We start from the raw sequence: 20,877 nt of genomic DNA, 5'->3' as shown, positions 1-20,877 counted from the left end.
CCCCGTGAAGTACGGTTTCTACTTCGGAGATTCCAGAATATGCACCCACCGTATTCTCCGCGATAGACCCTTGAATCCGGCAACCAGCTTGCTGTTTTGGAATAGAGGAATCTGCAATGCGTCCCCGACGCGCAATTCTAATTCCAGAACGTTCGTATCTTTGCCGTCTTGATTCGTGGCATGAGGCAAGGCGTCATTTGTCAAGCCATCATCACCTGTCTCCGAAAATTCTGACGATGATCAACGTATTCCATTCATCGGTTCAATTCTCCTGCCCGCGCAATCCAGCGGATTGCATAATTCCAGCAACATGTGTCTTGATGCTCTACCTGATGCCGCCTTTTTCACAAAGTAAGGGAGGAGAATTACCGGATGGTGATCAAAAGATCAGTCATAGAGTGGTTACTTGACTCTGACCCTTCGATCCGTTGGCAAGTCATGCGTGATCTGATTGGTGCGTCAGCAGAGAAGGTCTCAGCCGAACGCGCTCTGGTCGCAACCAAGGGGGTTGGCGCTCGATTGATCGCCCTCCAAAGAGCTGACGGATCGTGGGCTGGCGCGGCGTGGAACCGAGGGTGGGACTCCACAATGCATGTCCTGTCGCTGTTGAGAGAATTAGGCCTCGATCCCGCGAGCGACGAGGCGCTTCGAGTTGTAGGCCTGGTCCGAGATCGAGTGAAGTGGCGGGGATGGGGAGAGGACGGAACATGGCGGGGATTGGAATGGGAAGGCAATCCCTTCTTTGCAGGTGAGGTCGAGCCGTGCATCAACGGCCAAGTGGCGGCGAGCGGCGCCTACTTCCGCCAGGATGTTCAGCGGATCGTGGACCGCCTGCTTAGCGAGCAACTGCCCGACGGCGGTTGGAACTGTGAGGCTGCCAACGGCTCGCTGCGCTCGTCGTTCAACACCACGATCTGTGCGCTGGAAGCGCTGCTCGAAAACGAACTGGCCTTCGGGTGCAGTGCAGAGGTGACCAAGGCCCGCCTCCGCGGGCAAGAGTATTTCCTCGAGCGCAGACTCTTTAAGAGGCTGTCGACAGGCGAGGCGATCGAGCGAGATCGCAAAGGCGGGGCAGGCTGGATGCGCTTCTCCTTCCCGACTTGGTGGCACTACGACATACTTCGGGGACTCGAGTATCTGCGTAAAGCCGGCGCCACGCCGGATGAGCGTGTGGCTGAGGCGATTGAGATGGTTGAGTCGAAACGGGACAGCGAAGGCCGGTGGCCGCTCGAGTACCAGCACCCCGGCACGATGGCGGTCAAGGTGAATGAGGGCGAGGGACAAGCGAGCCGGTGGATTACACTGCGCGCCTTACGAGTGTTGGACTGGTATTTTTGGTGCTTAGGCTAATGGGGTACTCGATACATGTGGAGTGCTGTGTGTCGCTCGTAAGGAAGGAGTATTTCAGAGCCGCATTTACCTTTCATTAAACTGATAGAGCCTGAGCGAAGTGATACGCTTGGGCTTTCTTTATGCGCAGGTACTGCAGAGGTAAGGGAATGAATCGGATTATTGTTTGCAGAGATCTGCATTATATATCCCGCCCAAATAAATTCTTACTCGGCAGTATTGATAATCGACCTATTAAGTAGACCATAGCAACGAACTATAGCGAGGAAGCTTTTTTGTTTATAATCAGTTCACAATTGCATTCTAGACTCTCCTCAATAAGAATAAAGGAGAGAGATGCAGTGAGCTTTTTAACAAAAATCAGCCTTAAAAACAGCGTGGCAGTGATCATTTTATGTATTTTAGTATTGTCCGGAGGTATTTACGCGTCAAAGCAAATTCAATTGCAGACATTTCCCGACGTGACCTTTCCGGCCGTTTTTGTACAAGCCCAATATGCTGGACAAAGCGCCGAAGATGTGGAGAGGGATGTCGCCAAGCCGATCGAGCAAAGCCTGATGAACATGAAGGGCTATGACAGCATCACAAGCACGATAACCGAAAATTCGGCAAGTATTTTCGTCATGTATCCATTCGGCAAAGACATGGATAAGCTTCAACGGGACATTCAAGACGTTCTCAATAAGGTTAAGCTTCCGGATAAGGCAAAAGTCGAAGTGAAGCGGCTTTCAACCGGCAGCCAGCCGATCTTCCAAGCAGCCGTTTCCTCTGCCGATGAGGGCGGTTTGCAGACGTTATTGGAACAGGAAGCGATGCCTGAGCTTGAAAAAATTGCAGGAATCAGTTCGGTTACCGTAGCTGGAACGCAATCGGCCGAACTCCGGGTCAACGTAGACAAAGAGAAAGCGATGAAACTGGGCATCAATTTGCAGTCCATCCGCAATGCGATCCAATCGCAAAGCTTTGCCTTTCCGTTAGGCTCCGTTCAAGAAGGCGATGGATCCATCCCGGTTCGCATAACCGGAAATTTGGCGTCTATCCGCGATTTGGAACAATTGGAACTTGCCCCAGCAGTTAAGCTTTCCGATATAGCTTCCGTCGCCAAGATAGAAGAACAGAAACAAATTTCCCGTTACAACGGTCAAAAGAGCTTTATAATTGAGGCGGTAAAAACACAAGACGCCAACACGGCCGAAGTGGCGAAATCCGTTAAAGACACATTGGACAAATATGCGGCAGAAGGGAATTTCCAGCTGCATGTCATTCAAGATTCCGGTACAGACGTGATTAAATCCGTCAATACGGTCGTTCGCGAAGGATTGTTCGGCGCCTTGTTCACGACGCTAGTTATCCTTCTGTTCCTTAGAAATATCCGCGCGACCCTCATTGCCATCATTTCCTTGCCATTGTCGATATTCGGCACGATCGCGGTCATTCATCAGATGAACTTAACGCTCAATCTGATGACATTAGGCGGATTGGCCGTATCCGTCGGCCGCATCGTCGATGACAGCATCGTCATGATCGAGAACATCTACCGATGGAAAACGGAAAAGGGCAAGGAGATGAAAAATAAAGATCTAATTTACCGCGCGGCGAAAGAAGTTATCGGAGCGATCGCTTCTTCTACGATAGCGACCGTCGTCGTATTCTTGCCGATCGCATTTGTCGGGGGCGTGATCGGCGAAATTTTCCGTCCGTTCGCGATTACGGTGGTTGTGAGCATCCTCAGCTCGCTGCTGATCGCCGTCGTATTGACGCCGGTGCTCAGCAAAGTTCTGTTGACCAAGGTAAAGCATGAACCCCGCAAGGGATGGCTGACAATCCAATTTGAAAAGCTGCTGAGAGGTTCGCTGCGACGCAGAGGATGGGTCGTGTCGCTGGCTGCGCTGCTCTTAATCGGTTCATTCGGCCTCGTCCCTCTATTGGGCGTAACCTTTCTGCCGTCAGGACAGGTCTCTTCGTTTAGCGTAAATGTTGCATTGCCGTCGAAAACAGAGCTTGCCAAAACGGATGAGTTGGCCCATCATGTTGAAAGCTATTTCAAACAGATTTCGGAAGTGGAAAGCACCCGCTTATCAATCGGTTTTAACAATAAAGGAAGAATGGGTAACGGAATCCTGAAACAAAACGAAGCCGACTTCTTTGTCCAATTGAAGGAGAACGCGGAACTGACTCTTGTCGTTGAACGGGTAAAATCGGAGCTGCCTAAGCTCGTCAGTGAAATTAACGCGGAAGCGGCAGTGAATGTGAAGGAATCGCAAAGCCAAGGACCGTCGTCGGGCAACAATATTCAGATCGATCTATACTCCGATGATTTTACGGAGCTAAGCAAAGCGGCCGGCCAAGTCGAGGATTATATGAACCAGAACGGGCAACTCAAGAACGTGAGCAACAATTTGAAAGATGTTCAAACCGCATGGGTAATGACGTTGAACGAAACGGGCAGACAGGCTAAAGTGAATCCGCTGCAGCTCGTCAGCGCCGTCGGCGAGCAGCTGCGGCCGGTCGAAGCTGGGAGTTACGCCATGGACGGAAACGATTGGAATGTAACGTTGTCTTATCAAGAGCCAACCGTGACGAAAAGCCAGTTCGAAGCCATTCAGATTCCCACAGCGATGGGAATCAAACCGCTCGGCGAAATCGCCGATATTACGGAAACCAAATCGCCTGTCGTCATTAATCATCAAGAAGGACGCGCTTCCGCGCAAGTTACCGCCGATATTCGCGACGGCAATACGAACAAAGTTTCCAAAGAGGTCAAAAAAGAAATTCAAGCGTTATCCCTGCCGAAAGGTGTGGAAGTCAGCATTGGCGGAGGATTCGTAAATATCGCCAACGGGTTCAAAGATATCGGCGTCGCTATCGTCGCTGCCATCGGTTTGGTGTTTTTGGTGCTGAGCGCAACATTCGGCGGCATGGCGACGCCGCTCGTAATCTTGTCTTCGCTGCTGTTTGTGCCGATTGGCGCGTTGTCGGGGCTGCTCATATCCGGTCAAACCTTATCCGTAAGCGCGTTGATCGGTATGCTGATGTTGATCGGGATTGTGGTCACCAATGCCGTCGTATTGTTGGTACGCGTTGAGTCGAATCGCAGGGAAGGCATGGATATTGCCGAAAGCCTGATCGAAGCGTCGACAACGAGGCTGCGTCCGATTCTAATGACCGCATGCGCAACGATCTGCGCCTTGATTCCACTCGCGTTGTCCAACTCAGCCTCTGGGCTTATTTCCAAAGGGCTCGCGGTAACGGTCATCGGCGGGTTGACGACGTCAACTTTGCTTACGTTAATCGTGGTCCCGGTGATTTACTCGGCCATTGGCAAATACAGAAAAATAGAAACGGAATAGTGAGGGTATTCGATGACCAGATTGCTTATCGTTGACGATGATTCGCATATCAGAGAATTAATAGCTCTTCATCTAAAAAGAGAAGGCTATGATCTGGTTGAGGCGGCGAGCGGTCAAGACGCTTTGCGAATAATTGAAAATGAGGGAATCGATCTGGTCATCCTCGACATCATGATGCCGGGCATGGACGGCTTCGAATTGTGCCGACGCTTAAGGGAAAATCGGGAAATCCCGGTCATCATGGTCACCGCCAAAGGCGAACCAGCGCACAAAATGAAAGGATTTCAGCTCGGCACCGACGATTATTTGGTTAAGCCGTTTGATCCGTTGGAGCTAGTGATGCGGGTTAAAGCGCTCTTGAAGCGTTACCGCATTTTTGCATCCCAATTCATTCAAATCGGCAACGTCCAGATGGATAGAAAAAGTCTTGAGGTAAATATCGTACTATCGTCGGGCATTGAGCCGGTTTCCTTGCCATTAAAAGAGTTTGAACTGCTTTTTAAGCTTGCGAGTTATCCCGGACAAATATTTACGCGCCAGCAATTGATCGAGCAAATTTGGGGATTTGATTATGGTGGCGGGGATCGTACAGTCGATGTGCACATCATGCGGCTGCGCGAGCGTTTTGCCGAACTTACAGACGCCTTTCAGATTTCGACCATTTACAGTTTAGGCTACCGGCTGGAGGTAAAAAAGCAATGATTAAAACATTGTATGTGCGAGTCGTCCTGATTTTTTGGGTCATCGTAGCCGCCAGCATGCTCTTGTCTTTTTTCATTATCAAGGAACTGAACGGAACGCGGATTTACAATCAATTTCAATGGGATACCTTGGATGCGGGAGAGCAAATCGTCCGATATTGTACGGAGAACCAGGTACAGGACGTGGAAGCGTATGTGAACAGCCTCAAAAGCATTTCGCCGTTCAAAATCTATTTATACCGCGAAAACACGGCAGCCCGCGCCGATTTCCCCATTCGGCCCGAGGAGGTGGAGAAGGTTCTGCATGGCGGCGTTTATCAAAGCTTTGGCGATAAGAAAATTCGAAGTCATGATGAAATCGTGGCTGGGCTCCCTTTCGAAGTGCATGGCACATCCTACGCCTTATTTTTAGAAAGAAATATAAGACACTTGTACAAAGGTTTTGATGGTGTCGTGCGCACGGGACTTATTCTTAGCCTGATCGTAGGAAGCCTTCTCGTTGCTGCCGCGTCTCGCTATTTAATCAGGCCTATCAAGATGTTAACGCGGGCGACGCAAAAAATTGCATCAGGAGATTACAACAACCTGGAGATCCCGATTCATAATAAGAACGAGATAGGGATTCTGGCAAACAGCTTCAACCATATGGTGAAGGAATTAAGCCAAATGGAGAAGATGAGGCAAAACTTTGTCTCGGACGTTTCGCACGAAATTCAGTCTCCTTTGACATCCATACGCGGTTTCTCGGCAACGCTGCTGCAGGGCGAACTGCCCGAGGAAGATCAGAAGCGCTGTTTATCTATTATCGCCGAGGAAAGCGAGCGGCTGTCCCGTCTGTGCGAAGATTTGCTGAAGCTCGCGTCGCTGGATTCGGAGCATCATCCCTATGCGCCGGCAAAATACCGGCTCGATGAACAGCTTCGACGGGTAGTTATCAGTTCTGAACCGATGAGGGCGGCAAAAAACATTCATATCGATTTATCGCTCGAAGAGACGTATATCATCGCGGACGAAGATCAACTGGCGCAAGTTTGGACGAATTTGATAATAAATAGCATGAAATATACGCAGCCCGGCGGGCAAATTTCCATCCAACTGACCCAATCAAACCATGAAGTTAGTGTCAGGATCGCAGACAACGGTATCGGAATTGATGAGGATGATTTGGGTCGCATATTTCAGAGGTTTTACAAAGCGGATAAGGCGAGAGATCGTTCACGAGGCGGCAGCGGACTCGGTCTCGCGATTGTAAAAAAAATCATCGATATCCATAATGGCCGAATTGAAGTGCAAAGTCAGCCCAATCAAGGGACGGTCATTACCATCCTACTGGAGGCCGGACTGGAATGAACGTAAGAAGTACGAGAGCGACTCGAATGTGGCTGCTTAAAGGATTTGTGTGGCTGATTGTAATGATGAGTATTTTTTTGACTATTGGCAGTTTGTTGACGGAGTTAAACCCCTCGCATGATTGGATGTTATTGAGGGTGACGGATGGTTTTTTAAACAAGATGATTATCATTTTCTCCGTTTGCGCAGTCGCTTTATTTTTATTGGGAAAAACAAGGTCGGTTATCGGCGGGTTGAAGAAGATCTGGTTATTTCTGAAAGCGCGCCATGTGTTGTTCGGATGGATCGTTGCCGCAGCGGCAACATCTCACAGCGTATACTTTCTCGTTTTTCTGCCGCAGCAAATGAGTATGACAATCAGCGGGTTGGCTGCTTTAGTTATTATGGCGCCGCTTGTTATCGTCGGTTTTTATTTTGACAAAAAGGCGAGAGCTAATAAAAGGATTCGAATTCTACACACAATTCTAGGGTTTAGCTTTATTGCCGGTTTGATTTACCATGTAATTGCAATGCATTGATACTCGGCAAATCAGCATAAATTATACTGTAAGTTCAACAACGGGTTTAGGTATCCCTTTTATTTTGTAATTCCATATGTTGACACTACGCACTCCACACATGTGGAGTGTGTAATATTGATGATTCGAAATTAATGAGATGTGACAGATATTGCTCAAACTACGGTAGTTGAACATTCATCAATAAAGTTTTCTGGATATGATCGTATAAACGATTTTCATCTTCAAACTTGTCCCCCCCCCCCCTCTTCCTATCATGGCATAAACTTTGCCGGGATTTAGTATGATGTTTTGTTGTAGATCATGGAGGAAGCGGAGGTATCATTAGATATGTTACCATTAAGCGGAATTACGGTCGTTTCCCTTGAACAGGCCATTGCCGCGCCTTTCGCGAGCAGACAATTGGCAGACTTGGGAGCCCGGGTCATTAAAGCGGAACGTCCGGGCGATGGGGATTTTGCCCGCCGCTATGATAAAACTGTGCATGGACAGTCCAGCTACTTCGTGTGGCTCAATCGATCGAAGGAGTCTTTGGCATTAGATCTCAAGAGCAGCGAAGGGAAACACGTCCTGTCCAAGCTATTGGAAAAGGCCGATGTATTTCTCCACAACCTGGCTCCCGGAGCTGTAGACCGACTTGGATTTGAAGCGAATATGCTGCTTGAAAAATATCCCCGGATCATTGTCTGCAGCATTTCCGGATACGGAAAGTCCGGTCCCTACCGTGAGAAGAAGGCTTATGATTTGCTGATTCAATGCGAAGCCGGACTGTTATCCATAACCGGGACTCCGGAAACGCCATCCAAGGTAAGCATCTCCATCGCCGACATCAGCGCCGGGATGTACGCATTTACCGGGATCTTAACCGCCCTGTTCAACCGGAACAAAACGGGAAAAGGTTCCGTCCTGGAAATCTCCATGCTGGAAGCGTTGGCGGAGTGGATGGGCTATCCGATGTATTACACGGTTTACGGCAAGGAAGAGTTAAAACGGACCGGGGCCAGCCATGCCACCATTTGTCCCTATGGTCCCTTCCAAAGCAGTGACGGGAAAACGGTATTCCTATGTATTCAAAACGAACGGGAATGGGTGCGTTTTTGCGATCAGGTTCTGGAGTTGCCCGAGTTGTCCGCCGACTCACGGTTCGCCGACAACTCCAGCCGTGTTGCCCATCGAGACCTGTTGGATTCCATCGTCGCCGATAACCTGCAATCCTATCCGGCCGAAGTCATTCTCGAACGACTGGATCACGCGAAAATCGCCAATGCCCGCATGAACACGATGCAGGAGTTTTTTGAGCACCCGCAGTTGGAAGCAAGAGGACGCTGGCGGGAAGTAATCACGCCGGCAGGTCCAGTCCAGGCGCTTGTTCCTCCCCTAACGATGAACGGTTTCGAGCCGGTCATGAATCCTGTCCCGTCTCCAGGCCAACACACAGAGCAAATCTTGGCGGAACTGGGGTTGTTGAAACAAGATGAGAGTGACAAATAATTTGGTGCGATAACAAAATAGTTCTAAGGTTTTTTCCGATACTAGAAGCCGTAAGCAATCGTCTCCCTCATGCCATACAGCGTGGGGGTATTTTTTGTTTATTTCGAGCATTGACCCGAATTCGTTGACACACAGGGAAAAGTCAGGTTGCTTTATCAAGCAGCGGGTCTCCAATGGAATAATTTTTTAATTTATATACTTGTCTACGTCATGATGAAAAATATTCCATAAAATAAATTACTTGCATAGAAGGAGGTGTTCCATTATGAAAACGACTTTGACTGCTGAGCAGAAGAAAAAAATGAAGAACAAAATGATTGTTGTTTACAAAAATGGTGCCGCTATTTCAGGTATCGTTAAAGAGGTTAGAGACGATCATGTTATTATGGTCCCGAAAGAGGGAAAAGCCGAGATCAAGGCTTTCTTTTTTGACGGCTTTTTCCCTGGATTTTTCCCTGGATTTTTCCCAGGATTTTTCCCCTTTTTCTTTATCTAAAGCAGTAGGTATTCGTTACGTATGATTGGATACCACGCTATTAGTTTGAAACGGATCAGAGCGTTCACTCTGATCCGTTTTTTTTTTGCTGGTTTACCCGAAAAAAAGGGTTGATCCATGAATAATCATCTGAAAATCAGGTGACTATTTAATCGAAGGAGGAGTTACAATGAGTAAAGTAGCTATTATTGTACATGCAACAGAGGCTGAACTCGGCAGAGCCATCCATGCCCTGGTTTACACGCAAGATCTGCACGAGGCCGGTCATGAGGTGAAATTGATTTTTGACGGCCAAGGCGTGCTTTGGATTCCGAAATTAGAGGATCCCAACCATAAAATCAACCCGCTATTCAAGGCCGTAAAAAAACTCGGTGTCATCGAAGCCTGCGGACACTGCGCCAGCTCCTTTAACGTTTCCGAGAACATAGAGCAAGCCGAAGTGACTTTCTCTAAAGAAATTGACACAGACGCGCATACGAATATCGCAACGTTAGTTTCGAACGGATGGCAAATCATAACCCTGTAACAGGAAACCGGCATCGACCTGACCCTATGGCATTGCAACGGTTAATCGAAGATCAGCATGACTACGGATAAATTATGGTATTTATCGCGAATCTGAGTTTACGATATGTCAATCTGTGCGCGGAGCCCGGGGACGCTTCAAAACGTGCCGGGGCTTTTTTTTGATGAAATTAAAACCCACTTGACACTCTCAAAACAAATACATGCCATTATTAAACCGACAGGCAGTCGGTCGGTCAAAAAACGAGGTGATAAAAATGAGAATTGTAAAAGCGGCCGAGGAACGGAGGAACGAAATTCTTGACGCAGCGGATGAGCTTTTCGGTCAGAAGGGCTTTGACGGTACGAGTACAAACGATATTCTACTGAAGGTCGGAATTGCGCGGGGAACGTTGTATCATCACTTCAAATCGAAAGAGGATATGATTGACGCGCTGATTGAACGGTATAGCGTTCGTCTCTTAGGTTCGGCGCAGGACATTGCCGCAAACAAGAGCATACCCGTTGTCGAGCGAATTGTCCGCGTTGTTATGGCACTCAACTTAAACGGCAGAAGCAGCATGGAAATTATGGAGCACATTCACAAGCCGCAAAACGCGCTTATGCACCAAAAAATACAGAGGGTCATCATTAATGGCATTACACCAATACTGACCGGAATAATCCGCGAGGGCATAGAGCAGGAACTGTTCAGCACGCCGTTCCCGTATGAATGCATGGAAATGATCGTGACCTACGCGAATACCGTGTTTGATGATGATATGGTTCCAATGACGGACGAGGAGCGCACTTCTCGCATGCAGGCGTTTGTTTTTAACGCCGAAAGGCTGCTCGGTGCCGAAAGCGGAAGCCTGATGCACGTTATGCAGATGTTTGGCAGTCAACAAGCTTGAGAACAGAGGTGGCTTATGTATTCCAGAATAATCCGTAATGACATTTTAAAGAGCAAAGCCATTACGCTGACGACCATGCTGTTCGTCGCTGCAGCGGCTATGCTTGTTTCGCTCGCGGCGATCCTCGTCGTCAATCTATCAGGTTCGATCAATACGCTGATGACGAGGGCGGAAACTCCGCATTTATTGCAGATGCACTCAGGCGGAATAGATACTGAACGGCTGGCTGCTTTTGCAAAGCAGAACAGCAATGTCGATGAATTTCAAGTGGTTGAATTCCTGAATATCGATGGTGCGCATTTTATTTTTGGTGAAAAATCGCTCGCGAACAGCGTTCAGGACAACGGGTTAAGTGTACAGAGCGAGAAATTCGATTACCTGCTAGATCTTGACGGTAACGTTATTCAAGTATCCGATGGTGAGGTTTATGTGCCAGTAAGCTATATGAAGGACAACACCACTAAGGTTGGGGACAAGGCCGTAATAAGCGGAAAAGAATTTACCGTTGCGGGATTTCTCCGCGATTCGACAATGAATTCATCGCTCTCCGCTTCAAAGCGATTTCTTGTAAGCAGCAATGATTACGCACAAATGAAAACCCTTGGAAATCCGGAATATCTGATTGAGTTCAGATTAAAGGATATGTCGGGGCTAGGCGCATTCGAGACCGCTTATGCGAACGCAGGACTTGAGATGAACGGGCCAACGGTTACATATGCGCTTTTTCGATTGATGAATGCCATTTCCGACGGGATGATGATCGGAATTATCTTTCTGGTAAGCCTGCTTGTCGTTGCCATCGCGTTCATGTGCATACGCTTTACGCTCCTAGCGAAAATCGAAGACGACTATCGCGAAATTGGTGTTATGAAAGCTATTGGGCTGCGTATTTCCGATATCAAGAAGATTTATCTTGCGAAATATGCAGCAATTACGGCGGCAGGCTCTATCCTCGGTTTTGCTCTTTCGTTTGTATTCAAAGGTATGCTTCTTGAAAATATACGGCTTTATATGGGGGAAAGCGAGAATTCTTCTTGGGCTTATGTCTTAGGAATCATCGGCATATTGCTTGTATTCCTTGCCATCATTGCCTATGTAAACGGAGTGCTGAGACGCTTTCGGAAAATATCCGCCGCGGAAGCTATACGTTTTGGCACTTCGCAAGAAAAATCCGCTGGCGCTAAGCGTTTTACCCTAAGCGGAAACAGGCTGTTTAATACGAATATTTTTCTTGGAATCAAGGATGTTCTCGCAAGGAAAAGACTTTACGCCACGATGCTTGCTGTGCTGGTGATTTCGGCATTTATCATGATTGTTCCGCAGAACCTGCACAGCTCGATTTCCTCACCAAGCTTCATCCACTATATGGGGATTGGAAACTACGATCTGCGCATACAGTTGCCCGGCAATATCGATCATGTCTCTGACAAAGTCGCTGAAATCGCAGAGACATTGAAGAGCGATCAAGCCATTTCGAAGGTTGCCGTCCTAACAACAAAAACATACAAAGCGAAGATGGAAGACGGATCAGAAGAAAATATGAAAATTGAACTTGGCGACCATTCGATATTTCCTATCGCATATACCATGGGCAAAGGACCCGCCGCAGATGACGAAATTGCGCTTTCGACGATATACTCAGATGAGTTGGGCCTTAAGGTCGGCGATGACATTACGCTGGTGGTTGAGGGGAAGGAAAAAGATCTCAAGGTAAGCGGAGTCTATTCCGACATTACCAACGGCGGCAAAACCGCCAAGGCGGTATTCACCGACAATTCGGCGGGCGCGATGTGGAGCATTGTCCCCGCTGCGCTCTCGGATAAATCCCTTATTGACGCGAAGGTTGCGGAATATGCGGACAAGTTTGATTATGCAAAGACTTCAGACATTGATGAATTTGTTAAACAGACGCTGGGCTCAACAATAAGCTCCGTTGAAACGGCTTCCTACGCCGCAATTGCCATTGCGCTGGTTATAACAGTACTCGTTACTTTGTTATTTATGAAAATGCTTGTCGCAAAGGACAGATATTCCATTGCCGTCATGAAAGCGTTCGGTTTTACAAACTCGGATATGAAGGCACAGTATATTTCGCGCACGGTATTCGTTTTGATTATCGGAATTGTTCTCGGCACGCTTCTGGCAAACACGCTCGGTGAGATGCTTGCAGGAAAGGTGATCTCCTCGTTTGGAGCCTCAACGTTTGATTTTACGGTCAACCCGTTTATGGCATATCTGTTCAGTCCGCTGATGATGATCATCTCGGTACTTATCGCAACCATGATCGGTACATCGCGTGCAGGACATGTCAAAATTTCCGATCATATAAAGGAGTAGAAATATGAAGAAGATGATTATCGCTGACAGAATCGTAAAATCTTTCGGTGAAGGCGATGAAAGGCGTAATGTTCTGGATGGGGTTTCCGTTGAAATCAGCGAAGGAGAGTTCGTTGCGGTAATGGGGCCTTCGGGCTCTGGAAAATCGACGCTGATGTTTGCGCTGAGCGGAACGGATAGCGTTGATGGGGGAACGGTCGTATTTGACGGCAAGGATTTATCCTCGGCCTCTGAGAATGAGCTGTCAGATATTCGTAGAAATAAAATGGGATTTGTTTTTCAGCAGCCCACTTTGCTGAAAAATCTGAATATCCTCGACAATATCATTCTTCCGTCCATGCGTGACAATCGCAAAAACGCCGCATCCATTTCGGAGAAAGCAAGAATGCTTATGAAAAGGGTTGGCATTGCGGAGCTTGAAAATCGCGAAATTACGCAGGTTTCGGGAGGTCAGCTTCAGCGTGCGGGTATATGCCGCGCGCTGATGAACAGTCCCAAAATCATTTTCGGCGACGAGCCTACGGGTGCACTCAACTCAAAATCTGCGCAGGAGATTATGGACCTATTTTCTGAAATCAATGCGGACGGTACTGCGATTATGCTTGTCACTCACGACGCAAAGGTTGCGGCGCGGACAGAGCGCATTATGTTTATGCGTGACGGAACAATTTCGAGCGAACTGGCGCTTCCGAAGTTTGACGGGACGGATCTTGATGACAGAGTCGAGGAAGTAACGGAGAAAATGCGGGAAATAGGAATTTGACCAGTTTCCCTTCCGTCCGAATATAAGATCACGCGAGAACAGGCGATGGTCATCATCGCCTAAGCGATGGGGCGTCTAAACCTGTAGTCAATAATAAAACAGCCTAATCATCCGCAAAGATGATTGTTGTTGGGTGAACACCTAAAATCTCAGATTTTTAATCTACCGTCAGCATTCATCCCATGTGGAGTGTTGTGTGTCACTCAATAGGAAATAGCGTATTGAAGCCACATTTACCTATCTGTCGAAGCTCGGACGTAGCTAGCGTCTGAGCTTCTTGTGCGCTTGGACATACGTTAACTTACCCGATCTGCGCAAGCTGTTGATGGATTACTTTGAGATCAACGGCTATTTCGTTATGACGGCAAGGAATAGCAACGAGGGTGGAAAACCCAAATTAGGGGACGTTCCGCGCGATCGAGCTTGAAAGGGCTATGGCCATTTTATTCAAACATTGCTTCATCCCACGCTGTCTTTCTTTGCATTGTTATTCATGCAACTCCCCCACAGATACAGCGTTAATCTCATCCAGCGTCACTGACGTTCCGACGCGCAAGGTGTTCTGAATCTCGCTAAGGCGATCCGTTTCACGGCCAAGCGAACGAATGGCTTCTTCGCTGGCATGCGCTGCAATCTTCGCGCGGTAGCGCACATTCGTTGCCGGTTCGCCATCAGATCCAAACTCACCCGTAACCTCCACCTCCACGGATATGATTCGAATGCCCCTCTTCACCGCTTCCCGATAGATGTCATTACAATAACACGTAGATAAGGCCAAAAAGAGCAACTCGCCCCCGTTCACACTCGATCCTAACCCTGTCGGCTTGGGGGAAATGGCCAGGGTATGGATATTGTCGTTCGTGCGCAAGCTTACATGATGATTGCCTTCTTGGTTTTGTACGAGTACGCTGATTTTCATGCTACTGCCTCCTTGAATTTGTCATATGCGGGTCTAAACGAACAGCCTGGCGTCTGCCTAACCCAATGTTGAACGAAATAACTGCATGATGCGGTTTCCATAAAATCCCTCGTGCCGATACGCTCCTCCTCGTCTCCAATTTTTAAGGTTAAATGATAAAGCAAAAAAGTATTTTTGATAGGAATATCTAAATGAGGTATCGAAAGACAAAAGCTGAAACACAAAAAACGAAGAGGAGAATGGAAGATGAGTCATCCAACTTGATCTTATCGATGAGTACCGCCTGATGACTTACCCGGTGGTGCTTGGAAGCGGGCAGCGCTTGTTCCCTGAGGGGATGGACAAGTTCAAGCTGAAGCTAGAAGCAACTGAGACGTTCCCCACAGGTGTCGTCACTCATATCTACTGCGTCGTGCGCTAATTGTCATAAGGCTTCGGAAACCGCTCCCGCGGAATAGGGGGCGGTTTCTTCATGTACGCCTATTTCTTCCCGTCTGTCGATTTCGGTTCGTTTCGTTCATGGAGGCTTTAAAATGTGAGAGTTTGCTCGGCAAACTCGCTAGAATAAGGGGAGGAGGAAGTGGGTTTTGGAAGTTGTACGTAATTTCGATTGAACCGTCATCGTGAACATTCACATCTCGTAAGAGTATTGTAAATCTTCCACGCAATTACGTTTTGCGGCAATTTTCAAAGTGGTACAATAGTCATTGGCATATTTAACCTATCTTAATATTCGACAAGAAAGGGATTATTAGATGCGAATAGCAACAGGTTTATTGCTAGCGATGTGGTTATTGTTCATAGGTTATAAGTTTCTGACCACCCAACCAGTTGGATATGATGGCGAACTTTTGCATTTTATCGGCGGCTTCCTTATTTTCATTCAACTAATAGCATGGGCTTTTGTATTTACTAAGCCTATTGTAACTTTCATTATCTTGCTATTGTTGACCGTATTATCTATATGGATAGCGGTAAGTATGGAGAGTGCGTATACTTTATTTGCTGTAGTAAATACCATATTCGCAGTGATGAGTTATGCGGGGCACAGAGAAATAGTAAAAATGGCAAAGACCAAGATTGCTGCAAAAATAAAATAATAACAATGGACTGAAGCAGGCGTTGAAAAAAGGGACCTCATCCCACTCACAGTGGGATTTGAGGTCCTTTTATCTTCATGTTTGGGACATTCCCATCCTAAGGGTCGGTGGATCTAGTGGGCATGCTACCGTTTGGTAGCAACAATTTCTGCATATTCGAAAGGAAGCATAACCGACTCGTCGCCTGACTGGTTATATCTGTTTATTAGGTCAGTAAGGCTGCGAACCATGGTTTCCTTACCACTAGAATCAAGTGATTGATAAGCCTTAAGCGTTGGACCGTAATAATTAAGAAATGTGTCCAGAAAATGCTTGGTCGATAGAAAGCGGAACATCACGGTTCGACGTGTAAGCTGCAGCGATGAAATAGCGTCAGAGAACAGTTCGCGCACATGTTCCTCCGATCCCCAAAGGACAACAGGTTTCAAACCTTGCGGCGGCGGCACCAGCTGGGATACAGCGGTAAGCATCTGCCCAATAAAGGTATCTTTAGGCCAATTCGCCATGCCGATTTTTCCGCCTGGCTTGCATACTCTGGCTAATTCTTTGGCCGTTTGCTCTTGGTTGGGAGCGAACATCGCGCCAAACGTAGAGAGCACAACGTCGAAAGAGTTGCTTTGGAAGGACAGGTTTTCAGCGTCCTCTTCCAGGAGGGTGACTTTTATACGCTCAGCCTCAGCCCTTTCTCGAGCACGGTTTAGCAGTTCTGGAACATAATCAATGCCCGTTACATCACAATTGCGCCGAGCGGCGGCAATTGCGGTGTTCCCGCTGCCTGTTGCTACGTCTAATACCTTCTGGCCGGCTCGCAACGCGGCTGCTTCACAAAGTAATTCACTGACAATGTTAAGCTGAGTAGCTACGATTGTATAATCTCCCGATGCCCAAGTTTGTTGTTGACGTTGTTTGATTGCTTGGAGATCAACCATTCAATCTTCCTCCGACAAACCAGATTTTGATATAAATCGTATCATCTTATTCATATTCCAGCTTCGGCAAACAAGAACTCAATAAGCTATGTTCCCGCATACGAGTCATGTGGAGCGCGTTGTATCAACACACACGGGTTTCTTACTCGCGACGGAATTAGCCCAAGTGAATTCAGGCGAATTGCGCAGGAAGAGATTAGCGCCTATCCGTCCGTATCTTTCGTGGCGGATACAGCCATATCGATTGCGGGCACGGACGGTCATTTTCAAATTGCGACTTCGCAAGGAAAAACTTTTGAAAGCAAAAAGGTGCTGTTTGCCGTAGGCATGAAGGATCGGCCGCTAAACATTCCCGGACTGGCAGAGACTTATGGGAAAAGCGCCTTTGTTTGTCCGTATTGCGATGGCTGGGAATTAAGAGACGAGCCGCTTGTTGTCATTAATAAGGGAGCTGAGCTCATGCATTTCGCTCCACTCATATCCGGATGGTCGAACCGTTTTACCATCTGCACGAACGGTCCTGATGATCTGACGGATGCTCAGCGCCAGGAGATTCGGCGACATCAAGTACCTATGTACGACTCGCCGATTCGGTCCATCGACTCCAACGACGGGATCGTACAGCAAGTCGTACTAAATGATGGGACGATCATTCCGTGCAGGGGAATCTTTTTTAAACCGGAGCTGGTTACGGGATCGGACTTGCCGCGAGCCATGGGATGCGATATCACGGAAACGGGAATGGTTGTCGTCGATGAATTCGGGAAAACCAACGTTCCGGGCGTGTATAGCGCCGGAGATGCAGCATCACGACTGTATCAGGCCATTGCTGCCGCCGCTATGGGCGCTTTTACCGCCGCGGCCATAAACAATGAACTGAATATGGAGGCCTGGGGGCGAAGCGGATAATCTATTTTTGTAAAAGAATCGTGGTTATATGAATCAACATGGACCCGGTTCGATCCCGGCTATTTTGATTATTGTAACTTCAATTCTCCTTTATATAATGCTTTCAATGTTACAAATAACGTCGTGGAGCTTAAAACCTGTTGCGAGCTTTGGATGATTGCATTGCGAATAGAGTCGTAATCGATGAGGGCGATCTGGTGTGGCTTCAGGATCCTCCCTCCCATTTCCTCGAGAGCAGGAGCAAAGTGATTCAAAGCCTCCCGCATGTGTTCGGTGAATTCCGTGTCCCCTTTCTTGGAGTTGAGGTCAGCCGTGATCGTTACCAGCATTCCCTCGTCATTTGGCGTATATTTTGCCGCTTGCATAGCGCGAAAAAGGAGTTCTGACTTTGAGCTTCTGATCAAAAACACATACCCTCCTTCATCATCCTCCAATGAGCGGACCAGCGCCGATTGGTAACAGTGAAGGGTTAATTCCCAGGTGATCTTTCTCTCCCCGCCGGAATAGAATTCCACTTGGATCGGCATCGTGCCCAGATATGGTTTGGCCTGATTAATCGTCGATGTACCCGGTATTGCCTTCAGCTGCCATTTGTCGGAAAGATCGACTATTATCGGCTTGTATTCACGGCTTAGCAGTTGTGAAAACAGATTTCTCACACACTCAAACTTTTTCATCGTACGTTGCTCCTTCATAACTTCACTGAGAAACAACTTTTATGATTTAAGATATTGAATATCTTCTAGATTTCTTTGGCTTATACATTCTTTAAAGGAAAGAGAATACCTTTTTTTGTGTGATAATCCGATGTTCGTAGAAATAAAATGGGATTTGTTTTTCAGCAGCCCACTTTGCTGAAAAAACTGAATATCCTCGATAATATCATTCTTCCGTCCATGCGTGACGTTTCCGCAAGTAATGTAACAGAAGCATTTACTTGGATCAAAAAAGCTTCTCAAGAGTTCATCGAACTTTGAGAAGCTTTTTTGATTATTCTTGTTAAATTGGCGGTCCGTCTGTAGACCGAGCCACAAACGTTCCCCAGGAGGTGTAAGAAGCGAATAAAAAGTTTTAAAATGCAACCATGCCAACTAATTTACACTCCGTTCATGTTTGCAAGTTATGGCTTCAACATAAAAGGGATTGGGAGATGCCGAAATGAACGCGAAACGCAGAAATGAATGGGCGGTCGAAGCCAGGGGGCTCGTAAAAACGTTCGGTGACAATCGCGCTGTGGACGGTGTAGGCTTGAACGTGCGCGCCGGTTCGATTTACGGCGTGCTTGGTCCAAACGGAGCGGGCAAAACTACGACAATTCGTATGTTAGCGACCTTGCTGCGACCGGATAAAGGAGAGGCGCGTATCTTCGGACACGATGTGGCGAAAGAGTCGCATATCGTGCGGCAATTGATCGGAGTGACGGGTCAATATGCATCGGTCGATGAGTCGTTAAGCGCCACTGAGAATCTTATTATCTTTTCCCGCCTGCTCGGATTAGGACGCATCGAAGCAAGGCGCAAGGCGGTGGAGCTATTGGAGGAATTTGGTTTGACCGAAGCGGCGAAACGTCCGCTTAAGCATTTCTCCGGAGGCATGCGTCGTCGGCTGGATTTGGCCGCCAGTCTCATTGCTCAGCCTCCGCTCATTTTCTTGGACGAACCGACGACCGGCCTGGACCCGCGAACGCGTTCACAGATGTGGGATACAATACGCCGCTTGGTAGTTACAGGATCGACCGTGCTGCTCACTACGCAATACCTTGATGAAGCGGACCAACTGGCAGACCGCATCGCGGTAATTGATCGGGGACGGGTCGTGGCAGAGGGAACGGTGGATGAGTTGAAAGCATCTGTCGGGACCTCGGCGCTGCATTTGCGAGTCGATCATGCTCAGGACATTGCAGATGCCCGCGAAATCGTGGAACAGGTGCTTGATGTCCGCTCCAGTATAGCGGCAGAAGCCGGCAAGATCACCGCGCCTTTGGCGGACGCCGCTCAAGTGACCGACTTGCTGATCGCTCTTCGTACCCGTGGAATCCGGCTAACCGAGATCAGCGTGCAGAAGCCGACGCTGGATGAAGTGTTTTTAACGATCACGGGTCGGGGCACAACCGAGATTGTGCAGAAAGATTTAGAACAATCGAACAGAACGGAGGAAGCCGGAGTATGAAAAGTTCTTCCGTGATGCAAGACACTGGCCGCCCATTAAAAAATCATGCAGGTCTCGGACAGACGCTTCGTAACTCATTGACGATGGCCTACCGGGGACTACTGAAGATCCGGCGCACTCCCGAGCAATTGTTCGATGTTACGCTTCAACCGATTCTTTTTACCCTGATGTTTACGTATATATTTGGCGGCGCCATTTCAGGAAACGTACACAATTATTTGCCGATCATCATTCCTGGTATCCTTGTGCAGACCGTCATCGCCACTTCCATCGTTACCGGCGTCCAACTCCGCGAGGACATGGATAAGGGCGTATTTGACCGTTTCAAATCACTGCCGATCGCACGTATCGCGCCTTTGGCCGGAGCCCTGCTCGCTGATACAATCCGCTATACGATTGCGACTGTACTCACCTTCGTTATGGGGTATATCATGGGCTATCGGCCCGAAGGTGGCATGGGATTCGTCGTCATCGCCGGACTACTTGTCATTGTCTGTTCATGGGCCGTCAGTTGGATTTTCGCCTTTTTCGGCGTCATTGCCCGCACGGCCGCAAGCGTTCAAGGGATTTCCATGATCGTGCTGTTTCCGCTCACCTTTCTTTCCAACGCTTTCGTACCGGTCAATACGATGCCGGATTGGCTCCAGTGGTTCGTAAAAATCAACCCGATCTCGCATTTGGTCAGCGCCGTCCGCGAACTGGCCAATAACGGCGCAATAGGCGCAGAGTTCACCCTCTCTCTTATTAGCGCTGCTGCAATCGTAGCGGTCTTCGCGCCGCTCACTGTCCGCGCATATATGCGGCGCACTTAGATATAATGAAATACTTATGGAGCAGTGAAAAGTCCAGTCATACTGGGCTTTTTTACGTTCCATAGGAAAAATAGAGAACTGAGAAAGCCATTGACGGCGCATACAAAAACCCGCTCTGTAAGCGGCTTTTGAAAACTCATGTTTACGGAACAAACGATGAGGAAGCTGTCGAATATAAAATGTAATTTTATAGTAAAAATCCAAAGGTCCTCCAATGCTGTTGAACGCTCGTAATTATCATAATGTTAGGTAATTTGGACAATGG

General features: G+C 48.0%; 19 protein-coding genes and 2 pseudogenes. 17 read left to right on the top strand and 4 right to left on the bottom strand.

Features of this window, described 5'->3' with window-relative positions; all coding sequences use genetic code 11:
* Positions 1 to 18 precede the first annotated feature (18 nt).
* On the bottom strand, positions 19 to 204 hold the full coding sequence (locus tag E5161_RS10135; RefSeq protein ID WP_136777635.1) for a hypothetical protein: 186 nt from the start codon (positions 202 to 204) through the stop codon (positions 19 to 21).
* Positions 205 to 606: 402 nt separating this feature from the next.
* On the opposite strand from E5161_RS10135, the gene E5161_RS10130 reads away from it, so the two are divergent.
* The 11 genes from E5161_RS10130 to E5161_RS10080 all read left to right on the top strand — a co-directional run bounded on the left by E5161_RS10130 (position 607) and on the right by E5161_RS10080 (position 13,774).
* Positions 607 to 1,350 (top strand): prenyltransferase/squalene oxidase repeat-containing protein, encoded by a 744-nt coding sequence (locus E5161_RS10130; protein ID WP_211246726.1) that lies wholly within the window; start codon positions 607 to 609, stop codon positions 1,348 to 1,350.
* A 341-nt stretch (positions 1,351 to 1,691) separates the two neighbouring features.
* Positions 1,692 to 4,700, top strand: a complete 3,009-nt coding sequence (locus tag E5161_RS10125; protein WP_169306661.1) for an efflux RND transporter permease subunit — start codon at positions 1,692 to 1,694, stop codon at positions 4,698 to 4,700.
* Between the two features lie 12 nt (positions 4,701 to 4,712).
* Positions 4,713 to 5,402 carry a response regulator transcription factor gene (locus E5161_RS10120; RefSeq protein ID WP_136777629.1) on the top strand — a complete coding sequence of 230 codons (690 nt, stop codon included), beginning with the start codon at positions 4,713 to 4,715 and terminating at the stop codon, positions 5,400 to 5,402.
* Positions 5,399 to 6,751: a sensor histidine kinase gene (locus E5161_RS10115; RefSeq protein WP_136777627.1), complete on the top strand. Its 1,353-nt coding sequence runs from the start codon at positions 5,399 to 5,401 to the stop codon at positions 6,749 to 6,751. Before E5161_RS10120 ends, E5161_RS10115 begins: the two co-directional genes overlap by 4 nt.
* The gene (locus E5161_RS10110; protein ID WP_136777626.1) at positions 6,748 to 7,269 is read left to right on the top strand and encodes a hypothetical protein; all 522 of its coding nucleotides are present in this window, start codon (positions 6,748 to 6,750) and stop codon (positions 7,267 to 7,269) included. Before E5161_RS10115 ends, E5161_RS10110 begins: the two co-directional genes overlap by 4 nt.
* Before the next feature lie 330 nt (positions 7,270 to 7,599).
* On the top strand, positions 7,600 to 8,760 hold the full coding sequence (locus E5161_RS10105) for a CaiB/BaiF CoA transferase family protein (protein WP_136777625.1): 1,161 nt from the start codon (positions 7,600 to 7,602) through the stop codon (positions 8,758 to 8,760).
* 265 nt (positions 8,761 to 9,025) lie between these two features.
* The gene (locus tag E5161_RS10100; protein WP_136777623.1) at positions 9,026 to 9,256 is read left to right on the top strand and encodes a hypothetical protein; all 231 of its coding nucleotides are present in this window, start codon (positions 9,026 to 9,028) and stop codon (positions 9,254 to 9,256) included.
* Between the two features lie 169 nt (positions 9,257 to 9,425).
* Positions 9,426 to 9,782 (top strand): DsrE family protein, encoded by a 357-nt coding sequence (locus tag E5161_RS10095; protein WP_136777621.1) that lies wholly within the window; start codon positions 9,426 to 9,428, stop codon positions 9,780 to 9,782.
* Positions 9,783 to 10,038: 256 nt separating this feature from the next.
* A complete protein-coding gene (locus tag E5161_RS10090) occupies positions 10,039 to 10,674 on the top strand; it encodes a TetR/AcrR family transcriptional regulator (protein WP_136777619.1) in 636 nt (211 codons plus the stop codon).
* A gap of 15 nt (positions 10,675 to 10,689) precedes the next feature.
* Positions 10,690 to 13,011 carry an ABC transporter permease gene (locus E5161_RS10085; protein WP_136777617.1) on the top strand — a complete coding sequence of 774 codons (2,322 nt, stop codon included), beginning with the start codon at positions 10,690 to 10,692 and terminating at the stop codon, positions 13,009 to 13,011.
* A gap of 4 nt (positions 13,012 to 13,015) precedes the next feature.
* Positions 13,016 to 13,774, top strand: a complete 759-nt coding sequence (locus E5161_RS10080) for an ABC transporter ATP-binding protein (RefSeq protein WP_136777616.1) — start codon at positions 13,016 to 13,018, stop codon at positions 13,772 to 13,774.
* Between the two features lie 487 nt (positions 13,775 to 14,261).
* On the opposite strand, the gene E5161_RS10075 is transcribed toward E5161_RS10080, so the two are convergent.
* Positions 14,262 to 14,693 carry an OsmC family protein gene (locus tag E5161_RS10075; RefSeq protein WP_136777614.1) on the bottom strand — a complete coding sequence of 144 codons (432 nt, stop codon included), beginning with the start codon at positions 14,691 to 14,693 and terminating at the stop codon, positions 14,262 to 14,264.
* Between the two features lie 253 nt (positions 14,694 to 14,946).
* On the opposite strand from E5161_RS10075, the gene E5161_RS21410 reads away from it, so the two are divergent.
* Positions 14,947 to 15,114, top strand: coding sequence for a dihydrofolate reductase family protein (locus tag E5161_RS21410; RefSeq protein ID WP_425456505.1), 168 nt, complete (start codon positions 14,947 to 14,949; stop codon positions 15,112 to 15,114).
* A 334-nt stretch (positions 15,115 to 15,448) separates the two neighbouring features.
* The gene (locus tag E5161_RS10065; protein WP_136777611.1) at positions 15,449 to 15,793 is read left to right on the top strand and encodes a hypothetical protein; all 345 of its coding nucleotides are present in this window, start codon (positions 15,449 to 15,451) and stop codon (positions 15,791 to 15,793) included.
* A gap of 125 nt (positions 15,794 to 15,918) precedes the next feature.
* Here the strand turns inward: E5161_RS10065 and E5161_RS10060 are convergent, their stop codons facing one another.
* Positions 15,919 to 16,722 (bottom strand): class I SAM-dependent methyltransferase, encoded by an 804-nt coding sequence (locus E5161_RS10060; protein ID WP_136777609.1) that lies wholly within the window; start codon positions 16,720 to 16,722, stop codon positions 15,919 to 15,921.
* 129 nt (positions 16,723 to 16,851) lie between these two features.
* Between E5161_RS10060 and E5161_RS10055 the strand changes: the two are divergent.
* Positions 16,852 to 17,631 (top strand): annotated as a pseudogene (locus E5161_RS10055) (NAD(P)/FAD-dependent oxidoreductase); the annotation flags it as partial.
* Between the two features lie 68 nt (positions 17,632 to 17,699).
* On the opposite strand, the gene E5161_RS10050 reads toward E5161_RS10055, so the two are convergent.
* Positions 17,700 to 18,308: a hypothetical protein gene (locus tag E5161_RS10050; RefSeq protein WP_136777605.1), complete on the bottom strand. Its 609-nt coding sequence runs from the start codon at positions 18,306 to 18,308 to the stop codon at positions 17,700 to 17,702.
* A 126-nt stretch (positions 18,309 to 18,434) separates the two neighbouring features.
* On the opposite strand from E5161_RS10050, the pseudogene E5161_RS21125 reads away from it, so the two are divergent.
* The 3 genes and pseudogenes from E5161_RS21125 to E5161_RS10035 form a co-directional block, all read left to right on the top strand.
* Positions 18,435 to 18,536: pseudogene (locus E5161_RS21125) on the top strand (ABC transporter ATP-binding protein); the annotation flags it as partial.
* Between the two features lie 253 nt (positions 18,537 to 18,789).
* The gene (locus E5161_RS10040; protein ID WP_136777603.1) at positions 18,790 to 19,800 is read left to right on the top strand and encodes an ATP-binding cassette domain-containing protein; all 1,011 of its coding nucleotides are present in this window, start codon (positions 18,790 to 18,792) and stop codon (positions 19,798 to 19,800) included.
* A complete protein-coding gene (locus E5161_RS10035; RefSeq protein WP_136777601.1) occupies positions 19,797 to 20,612 on the top strand; it encodes an ABC transporter permease in 816 nt (271 codons plus the stop codon). The genes E5161_RS10040 and E5161_RS10035 overlap by 4 nt, the downstream gene beginning before the upstream one ends.
* The last annotated feature ends 265 nt before the right edge of the window (positions 20,613 to 20,877 follow it).

The sequence above is a fragment of the Cohnella pontilimi genome, from assembly GCF_005049045.1.
In the GTDB taxonomy this organism is placed as follows: Bacteria; Bacillota; Bacilli; order Paenibacillales; family Paenibacillaceae; genus Cohnella; species Cohnella pontilimi.
This window is presented reverse-complemented; position numbering and strand designations above follow the sequence as displayed.